Annotated in this window: 10 protein-coding genes; 3 read left to right on the top strand and 7 right to left on the bottom strand. The window is 67.2% G+C overall.

Annotation, left to right across the window (positions count from 1 at the left end; all coding sequences use genetic code 11):
- From JHC99_RS07075 to JHC99_RS07045, 7 genes are all read right to left on the bottom strand, one after another.
- On the bottom strand, positions 1-199 hold a 199-nt coding region (locus JHC99_RS07075), incomplete at its 3' end, for a hypothetical protein (protein WP_292152883.1).
- 2 nt (positions 200-201) lie between these two features.
- Positions 202-678, bottom strand: a complete 477-nt coding sequence (locus tag JHC99_RS07070; RefSeq protein ID WP_292152880.1) for a hypothetical protein — start codon at positions 676-678, stop codon at positions 202-204.
- A complete protein-coding gene (locus JHC99_RS07065) occupies positions 675-1,496 on the bottom strand; it encodes a hypothetical protein (RefSeq protein ID WP_292152878.1) in 822 nt (273 codons plus the stop codon). Before JHC99_RS07065 ends, JHC99_RS07070 begins: the two co-directional genes overlap by 4 nt.
- Positions 1,466-1,717 carry a hypothetical protein gene (locus JHC99_RS07060; protein ID WP_292152876.1) on the bottom strand — a complete coding sequence of 84 codons (252 nt, stop codon included), beginning with the start codon at positions 1,715-1,717 and terminating at the stop codon, positions 1,466-1,468. Before JHC99_RS07060 ends, JHC99_RS07065 begins: the two co-directional genes overlap by 31 nt.
- An 8-nt stretch (positions 1,718-1,725) precedes the next feature.
- A complete protein-coding gene (locus tag JHC99_RS07055; protein ID WP_292152871.1) occupies positions 1,726-2,097 on the bottom strand; it encodes a hypothetical protein in 372 nt (123 codons plus the stop codon).
- 1 nt (position 2,098) lies between these two features.
- Entirely contained in the window at positions 2,099-3,283 is a 1,185-nt protein-coding gene (locus tag JHC99_RS07050; RefSeq protein WP_292152869.1) for a type II secretion system F family protein, read from the bottom strand.
- Positions 3,280-4,974, bottom strand: coding sequence for a GspE/PulE family protein (locus tag JHC99_RS07045; RefSeq protein WP_292152866.1), 1,695 nt, complete (start codon positions 4,972-4,974; stop codon positions 3,280-3,282). The genes JHC99_RS07050 and JHC99_RS07045 overlap by 4 nt, the downstream gene beginning before the upstream one ends.
- 77 nt (positions 4,975-5,051) lie before the next feature.
- Between JHC99_RS07045 and gspG the strand changes: the two genes are divergently transcribed.
- Genes gspG through JHC99_RS07030 form a run of 3 tightly spaced genes read left to right on the top strand, consistent with a single transcriptional unit; the run spans position 5,052 to position 8,285 of the window.
- Positions 5,052-5,510 (top strand): type II secretion system major pseudopilin GspG, encoded by a 459-nt coding sequence (gene gspG, locus JHC99_RS07040; protein ID WP_292152864.1) that lies wholly within the window; start codon positions 5,052-5,054, stop codon positions 5,508-5,510.
- Positions 5,507-7,579: a type II secretion system secretin GspD gene (gene gspD, locus JHC99_RS07035; protein ID WP_292152861.1), complete on the top strand. Its 2,073-nt coding sequence runs from the start codon at positions 5,507-5,509 to the stop codon at positions 7,577-7,579. The genes gspG and gspD overlap by 4 nt, the downstream gene beginning before the upstream one ends.
- A complete protein-coding gene (locus JHC99_RS07030; protein WP_292152859.1) occupies positions 7,560-8,285 on the top strand; it encodes a hypothetical protein in 726 nt (241 codons plus the stop codon). The genes gspD and JHC99_RS07030 overlap by 20 nt, the downstream gene beginning before the upstream one ends.
- Positions 8,286-8,300: the final 15 nt, after the last annotated feature.

The following is an 8,300-nucleotide window of genomic DNA, read 5'->3' as shown; positions in this document are numbered from 1 at the left end:
GGGAAGGCTCGGCGCTTTCCATGATCAAGGTCGCCGTCGGCGCGGGGTCGATCGGCGGCCTCATGCGTTCGGGGCCCGTATAGGCCGGCGCGGGCGTCGGCGGGGCAGGCTCACCGCCGCCCGCCGGATACCAGAGCAGCCCCGCAACCCCAAGGGCGCAAGCCCCGGCCCAGGCTTGGAGAAGAGCCGTCCGTGACACCTTCACGCTACGACCACCAGCAGGCTCATCGTGATCCGACCCCGGCCATCGGCGTCGGACGCAACCTGTAACGATTTCAGCCGCACAGCCTGATGATTCATCGCAGCCCAGGCGGCCACCGCCTCCGGGGCCCCGGCCGCGCCGCGACCGGTGACCGTGACCTCCACCAGTCTCAGGCCTTCGCCCAAGGGACGAACCGACGGGTTCTCCAGGGTCAGGACCTCGATCCCGAGCCGGCTGAGCTGGCCGTTCAGAAACTCACCGACGACCGCACGGGGTTCGCCGTGCCGAATCCGCAGCGCGGGGAGGGGCCTTGCCCAGGGGATCGATGGAACCGGCGTCGGGGCCGGAAGTCTGCTCCTGGCGCTGTCCACGGCGGCAAGGTCATCGGCAATCGCCAGGCCGGCGGCTGCGCAACCGACGAGGCCTGTGAGAAGCACGGCCGCAGCAACGCGAGGGAGCCAGATCCGGCGGTTCATCGGCACGTCTCGCTGGTGAAGGTCGCCACGATCCCGCTGGGGGACGGTCCCGCCGGGACGACCCCGCCGCCGGCGTCGGCCAGGGCCTTGCTGTACCGGTCGGTCGCGGCGGTCAGGACAACCCGGTCCGGCGCGGCCTGGATCGTGGTCACCGGGAGGCCTTGCCCGGTCGCGGCGGGCCGGAGCGCCGTCACAACACAGGTCAGACGCGTCGCGGCGTCGGCCCGGTCCAGCGAGAGCCAGGCGCTGCGGGCCTGACCCTGTTGTTCCGCAGCCCTCGCGGCCCGTGCCGCATGGCGTTGAGCGGCGGCGATCTGGGGCAGCCGGCGTTCCCGCCAGGCGTCGCTGCGGACCTGGCCTGCCCACATCACGGCCGCCAGACCCAGGACCAGGACGGCGGCGGTCGGCGCATGCCTGAGCCACCGCAGCTCCCAGGCGTTGACCGCGTCGGGGCTGCGGTAGCGGAAGACCAGCGGGTGACCCTCGACAGTGCGATGGGCCTCGACGGTCGATTTCCCGGCCAGGGCCGGGTCGGCCAGGGCGGCCTTTCGGATGATGCCGAGACCGTAGAGCGTGTCGGTGCTCTCGGCGCGGATCAGGACCAGGTCGAAGACGACCTCGGCCATGGGCAGGGGTGACAGCCGGTCAATCTGCATGCGCACGATCGATCTCGCCTGTCGCAGGGACCGCGTGGGCAGGCGTATGAGGCGCGCCATGACCTCCAGCCGGGGCGGCTCGGAGGCGTCGACCGTGTCCGCAATCGTCGGGGCCGGGGCCGGGGCCGGCGTCAGACTGAGGGTGAGGTCGTCGTGCGACATGACTGGCTGACCGTATCGTACTCGCAGCGTTCGGGAAGGCTGCAGCGATAGTGGATGATGGCTTTCGACTGGGCCCGGGGCCCGGCGGTTTCCAGAGGGCGACAACGCGGTTCGGGCCGATCGGCCAACCCGGCCTGGGCCAGGGCCAGTCGGCCCGAGGCTCGCGCCAGGGCGGAATAACCGGCCGTGACGCCGACCAGAATGACCGAGGCGATGGTCATGGTGATCATCAGTTCGACGACCGAATAGCCGGATCGGGCGGCAGATAGACCTCCAGCACCAGATCCTCCCGCGTCCGGCGATCCACGGTGATGAAGCCGTGGCGGGCCACCGACGGGTTCTGGTGCGTATCGGCGCTGCCGATCACATATGACCATGGTCGTCCTTCCGTGGCGCCGGCTCCGCGTCCCTTCGGACGGCGGCCGGCATAGAGGTCTTCGTAGATGTCCGAGGCGATCCGGGCCGCCGTGAGCCGGTCCCGTACCTGGGCCATCCGCGTGACGGCGAGCGAGGCCAGGGATACCGCGGCGCCGACCGCCAGGGTCGTGATGGTCAGCCCGACCATGGCGTCGATGGTCAGGTAGCCCGCTCTGGAACTCACCTCAGCCAACCGCGTCTCCCACGGCCAGCAAGCCCTGGAACACCATCATGGTGATGAGGCCGACCATGCCCCCGACCGCGATGATGACCACGGGGGTGACGATGGACAGGAGGCGCTCGATCGTCTCCTGGGCCCGGCCGCCGATCGCGGCTGCGGCGTCGGTCAGGCTCTTGGCGACCTGACCCGACTGCTCGCCCAGGCTGACATAGTGGATCAGGTCGGCGGGAACATTCGGCGTCGCAGCCAGGGCCTCCGACAGTCTGACGCCCTCCATCAGCCGATGATCCTGGGCCTCGAGGCGGCGTGAAAGGGACGTCAGGGAGACCGGTTCTCGGGCCAATCGCCAGGCGGCGGCCAGCGGCACCCCCGCCTGCAGCATCACGGCCAGTCGCGACGCCAGGTCCGCGAAGACGAAATCCGCCAGGGCCGATCGCTTGCCCCGCATCAATACGGCGGCCATTCCGTCGCGGATCAGACGCCGGAACTCGGACGACGCCGCCAGGCCCGCTCCTGTCGCCAGAGCCAGAAGCGCGACGACGGGTACGGCCGCGCGCACGACGGCGCCGAACACGAGGACAGCGCGGGTCTGGGCCGGGACTTCCTGAAAATTCTCGAACGCCGGCTCCAGCGACGGCAGGACGGCATAGGCGTAGATGGCGATCGACCCGAAGGCGACGAGGATCACAAAGGCCGGATAGACCGACAGGGTGATCATCCGGCGTTTCAGGGCGCTGGTGGCGGCCAGCGAGGTCGCCCCGGCGGCCAGCACCTCCGTCTGTCGTCCCGACGCCTCGCCGCCGCGAGCGAGCGCCTGGAGGAACCGCGCCGGTTGACCTTCCGCTGCACCCAGTGCCACCGACAGGGGCTCACCCGCGCCGAGGCGCGCTCGCACCTCCCGGGCGATCGCGGCCAGTCTCGCTGTCTCGCGAGATGCGATCAGGGTCAGGGCCTGGGTGATCGCGAGACCGCTCGAAAGCAGTTGGGCAAGATCACGCGCGAAGCGCGCGGCTTCCGTCTCGGTCAGGCTGAGACGCCGGGTCCCCTGGAACAGCGCGGGGCGAATGGTGAGCGGGTTGATACGGGCGTCAAGCAACTGGTCGCGCAGGCCCTGGGCATGGGCGGCGTAGCCGGTCCCGCGAAGACGCCGACCGCCGGGGTCTAGGGCGGTGTAGTGGAAGGCCTTCATCGATCCGCAACACGCCAGGCATCCGACCAGTCCAGTTCACCGGCCAGGGACTGAGCGAGCGCGTCGTCGCGCAGGCTCGTCCAGTCCTGCTGGGCTGTCAGGTGGCTCCGCAAGGCCGCCGCTGAGCCGCCGCGACCGATGATCTCGCCGGCCTCGGCGTCACACACCATGATCTCGCTGACCGCGCAGCGTCCCTTGCGGCCCGTGTCGCCGCAGGCGGGGCAGCCGACCGCGCGTCCCACATCACATGAGACGACGGGCAGACCCGCGCTCGCGACATCCTGCCGCTCGAGTACGGACAGGGGACCGGTCGTACAGCATACAGCGCACAGTCGCGGCGAGAGACGCTGGGCCAGGACACCGATCAGGGCGTCAGCGAGTAGATATCGCTCCACCCCCATGTCGATCAGGCGCGAGGGCGTGGTGGCGGCGTCATTAGTGTGAACCGTCGCCAGAACGAGGTGGCCGGTCAGGCTGGCCTGGACCGCCAGGCGTGCGGTCTCGGCGTCGCGGATCTCTCCGACGAGGATGACATCCGGGTCGTGGCGCAGAAAGGAGCGCAAAGCGGTCGCGAAGGTGAAGCCTGCCGCCTCGTTGACCTGGCTCTGAAGGATGTCTTCGAAGACGTATTCGACCGGATCCTCGATGGTCAGGATCTTGTTCCGCGTGGATGCCAGCTTGCGCAGGGCCGCGTAAAGCGTCGTGGTCTTGCCGCTCCCGGTCGGCCCAGTTACGAGAAGCAAGCCGTGGCTCCGCCCCAGTTGCGCGATCAGTCGGTCCGCCACGGACGTCCTCAAGCCAAGCTTTTCGAGTGAGTAATCGACGTCGCGGCGGGTCAGCAGACGCACGACCAGGGACTCGCCGAACACTGTCGGGGTTGTAGAGATTCGCACATCGACCGGCACGCCGCGCACGGCGATCGTCGTGCGCCCGTCCTGGGGAGCTCTGCGTTCGGCGACATCGAGGTCGGACAGAACCTTGACGCGCGCGATGAGGGCCGGCCCGAGCTCGACCGCCAGTCGCTCCTGATCCTGGAGGACGCCGTCGATGCGGAAGCGGACGCGGGTGTGGTCCAGCTTCTGTTCGATATGGACGTCGGAGGCATTGACCAGAAAGGCGCGCTCGAAGATCTGCTCCCAAATGCGCACTACGGGCGCGTCCCGAGCGCTGTCCTTGAGGCGTTCCGCGTCGTCCAGCCACGTGGCCGTGGCATGGGTCAAAGGGGAGGTCGGGCTGGTGGTTTCGGCTGCGCCCGGCCCCTGCGCCGTTCGCCAGGCGCTCAGCGTTAGGGTTCGAATGCGTAGATTCGGTCCTGCCGCGAAGCGCAAGGCCTGGATCGCGGTCTCGTCGCCGGAATCGACAAGGCCGACCGCCAACTCCCCTGCTTCATCGGCCATGGCGACGCCAAAGCGATCCTGAAGGAACCGGCGGCTTAGCGCCGGCGTCTCAACAACATCAATCGCCTGCTCAGCAAGCCAGACGGGCGCACCGTACAGCCGGGCACAGGCGGTTGCGATTTGGTCTTCGGTCGCAAGCCCCAGAAGGCTGAGGGCGACGGCCAAGGGTTGGCCGGCGCTTTCACTGGCCCGGGAAGCGCGAGCCATGGCGTTGACCGTCAAGCCCAGAGCGTCCCCCAGATCCGCTCGCGCGGGCACGGGAGGGGGCAGATCGAAGTCGTCGTTCGCGATCATCCGCCCTTGAACCATAGACTCATCACGGCCCCTCCCTGTATTGCTCGCTAAGGTAGCGAAAACTCGCGGAGATAACCATGGGTGAAGTCTCAGATGACGGTATTGGCGTAATCGCGAGAGCGCGCGCCGGATACACCTTGACCGAGATGCTCGTGGTCCTGGTTATCATCGGCCTGATCAGCGCCATCGTCGTTCCGCAGACACTCGGCCAGATGGACCGCGCGAAGGCGCGTTCGGCCCGTCTGAAGCTGGAAAGCGTCGCCGCCTCGCTGGAAATGTACTCTGCCGATCTGGCCAGGTATCCCACAGCCGCCGAAGGCCTGGTGGCTCTCCTTGACGCGCCCGAAGGTGCCGGCGAGTGGGCGGGGCCCTATCTGTCCGACCGGGCACTGTTGAAGGATCCGTGGGGAGCGGCGATTGCCTATCAGCCGCCTGCGACCCAAGGAGACAACTACCGGTTGATCAGTCTGGGGGCGGACGGCAAGGCGGGGGGCTCGGGCTTCAAGCGTGATATCGTTCTCGGAACGAGCGAATGAGGCGCGTTGTTTTCGGCGGCGTATTTCTGTCCGCGCTCACCGTTTCGGCCTGCCAGGCAACGCGAACGATCACGCCAGACTATGCGACAATACCGCAGAGCCGCGCTCCGCATGATCTCGCGCCCCCGGCGCCGACTGACCCGACACCCGACGCTACCGACGCCGCAACGTCCTGGCGCATAGAGGGCGCGCCCGCGCCGGGCCCGGCCATAGTGCCGGTGTCTCCGACGCGCTCGTTCGGACTGGTGTTCGATCAGGCTCCGGTCGCGACAGTGGCCGATGGCGTTCTGGGGCAGGCGCTCGGCAAGCCCTTCCGGGTCGATAGCGCGGTACAGGGTGCCCTGACTTTCAGCCTGACGGGGCGGATGACCGAGGCCGAGGCTCTCTTCTCGTTCAATCGTGCGCTCAAAAGCGTCGGAGCTGCGCTCTCGCCGGAGGGGCGTGGGTATGCGGTCGTGCCGGAAGCGCAGGCACACCGGCTGACAGCCCCGCCCGTCCTCACCGACGGCTCCCAGCCCCTCGGTGCCGGCGCCGTGATCTATCAGGCGCGCGAGGTCGGAGCCGCCGAAATCGCGCGCCTGCTTGAGCCGCTGGCTGGCGAGGGAACGGTTATTCGCTCCGAACCGTCCCGACAGCAGGTTGTCATCACAGGCGACCCGGTCACCGTGAACGCGCTGGTCCGCACGGCCCGCTCACTCGATGTGGACTGGTTCCAGGGCAAGAGCCTGCAGTTCTTCCCGGTGCGCTACGCAAGCCCTGCTGACATCGCCCGGGAGATCAGTCTGGTCCTGGGGGGTGCCGAGGGTCCGCTGGGCGGCCAGATCCAGATCGTCGAGCTTGATCGGCTGAACGGCCTTCTGGTCATCGCCCGATCCGCAGCAGGCCTCGACCGCGCGGCAGAGTGGATCCAGCGATTCGACCGCGTACCGCCGCCGGCCCTGCGTCGTCTCAGATCCATTGCCCTTTCCAATCTTGAAGCCGAGCAGTTCGTGCAGACTCTTGCGGTGCTCCTGGATACCGGTGGCGGCAGTTCATCTTCATCGCCTGCGGGGTCTGGAGCCGCGCAAGGTCGCGCGCCACTAGCCGGAGCGACCCCGCCTGCGCCCGCAAGTCCTGGTGCCCAAACACCCGCCGCATCGGATTCCGGACCCCAACCGTCCCAGAGCGGGCAGGGGGGAAGATCGTCGCTTCGCATCACGGCGGACGCGCGGACGAACTCCATCATCCTTCTCGCGGATGACGCCGAGTACCGTAACGTTCTGGATATCGTGCGCGAACTGGACGCTCCGCCACCCCAGGTGCTGATCGAGGCAACGATCGCAGAGGTCACCCTCAACGACCGCATTCGCTACGGGGTCCAGTGGTTCTTCGACGACGGAGATCTGACCGGCGGTTTCGGGTCAGGGTCTGACGACGCGGCCGCGTCAAGTTTTCCGGGCTTTTCGCTTCGCTATTTCAATGCCGACGTTCGCGCCGTCCTGAACGCCCTGTCGGCCGTCACGGATGTCCAGTTGATTTCCACTCCCCGGCTGCTGGTCCTGTCCAACGAGAGCGCGACCTTGAATGTCGGGGACCAGGTGCCTGTCATCACCCAGTCCGCCGTCGGCCTCAACGAGGACAGTCGGGTCGTGAACAGCGTGGACTATCGCGACACGGGCGTGGTGCTGTCGGTCACACCTCGCGTCAGCGAGAGCGGACGAATGTTTATCCAGATCGAACAGGAAGTCAGTGAGGTGGCCGGAACGACCAGTTCGGACATCGATTCGCCGACCATTCAGCAGCGCAAGGTGAGCACCCGGGTCCAGGTCGAAGATGGACAGTTGATCGTCCTGGGCGGCCTGCTTCGATCCGCCCGATCGGTTGGGGACACAGGCATTCCCTACCTTGATCGTATTCCGGTCCTGGGCGCCGCGTTCAGGACCCGGGACGACAATCGCCGGCAAACGGAACTGGTCATGTTCCTGCGTCCCACTGTGGTGCGGGCGCGGTCCGACGTTGATGCAGTAAGTGATGACATGGTCCGTCGCCTCCGACGGCTGGGCATGCCTGTTGAAGCGCCGCGCGAATAAAGTTTCTGCACGTGCCCGGTCTCGCGAAGGTTATGTGGCATTGCTGGCGGTTTCGTTCGCCTTCGCCCTCGTGACACTTGGGACTGCGCTCGCTGTTTCCCTGCGCGGATACCTGGCCGCCGCGGGCAGAACCGAGCGAGCTATCCTAGACCGAATATCGATGGAGTCCGCGGCTGCAGCCCATCTGGGAAAGGTTGCTGCGGGAGAGGCTGTTGCCGTGCGTCCGCTAAGCCAGGCCGAGATACTGCTAAATGGGCGACGCATTGCGCTGGAAACATCACTTCCGGATGGCAAACGTGATCCATCCACCGACACTTCCGCCGAAATCAGCGAGGCGTTTGCCCAGGCCGGACTGACAACGCCGGTCGGGCCTCTCAAATCGACCTCGCTCGCTGCACTGTCGGAATCTGAAAAACTGTCCAGCAGCCAGGAGGATTGTCTGAGGCGATGGGTAACTTTCGGCAGAAGTCCCGCGCCGTATGAGCCCGGTGCCCGCCAGGGCAGCACGGAGGATGAGGTGCAAGGTCTGAGCGCAGGAGACCAGCTCGATCTGCGCCTGTCCTTGCGAGGTCGCCAAGGTGTTTCAGTTCTCTGGCTGCGGGTCAGAATGGTCGGTGGAAATGAAGGGTGGGTGCTCCACGACTACCGACCCTTGGCTCGGCGGAACCTGCTCGTCGAATGCACCGTCGGCGTCCGGACAGATTGACGGCCGTAACGAGGG

This window comes from Brevundimonas sp., from assembly GCF_016463485.1.
GTDB lineage: Bacteria > Pseudomonadota > Alphaproteobacteria > Caulobacterales > Caulobacteraceae > Brevundimonas.
This window is presented reverse-complemented; position numbering and strand designations above follow the sequence as displayed.

Excerpts from the sequence above, each read along its gene's own strand:
- gspG (WP_292152864.1), top strand. The coding sequence starts at position 5,052 with ATGGGTGAAGTCTCAGATGACGGTATTGGCGTAATCGCGAGAGCGCGC.
- JHC99_RS07065 (WP_292152878.1), bottom strand. The coding sequence starts at position 1,496 with ATGTCGCACGACGACCTCACCCTCAGTCTGACGCCGGCCCCGGCCCCG.
- JHC99_RS07070 (WP_292152880.1), bottom strand. The coding sequence starts at position 678 with ATGAACCGCCGGATCTGGCTCCCTCGCGTTGCTGCGGCCGTGCTTCTC.
- JHC99_RS07045 (WP_292152866.1), bottom strand. The coding sequence starts at position 4,974 with ATGATCGCGAACGACGACTTCGATCTGCCCCCTCCCGTGCCCGCGCGA.
- gspD (WP_292152861.1), top strand. The coding sequence starts at position 5,507 with ATGAGGCGCGTTGTTTTCGGCGGCGTATTTCTGTCCGCGCTCACCGTT.
- JHC99_RS07050 (WP_292152869.1), bottom strand. The coding sequence starts at position 3,283 with ATGAAGGCCTTCCACTACACCGCCCTAGACCCCGGCGGTCGGCGTCTT.
- JHC99_RS07060 (WP_292152876.1), bottom strand. The coding sequence starts at position 1,717 with ATGACCATCGCCTCGGTCATTCTGGTCGGCGTCACGGCCGGTTATTCC.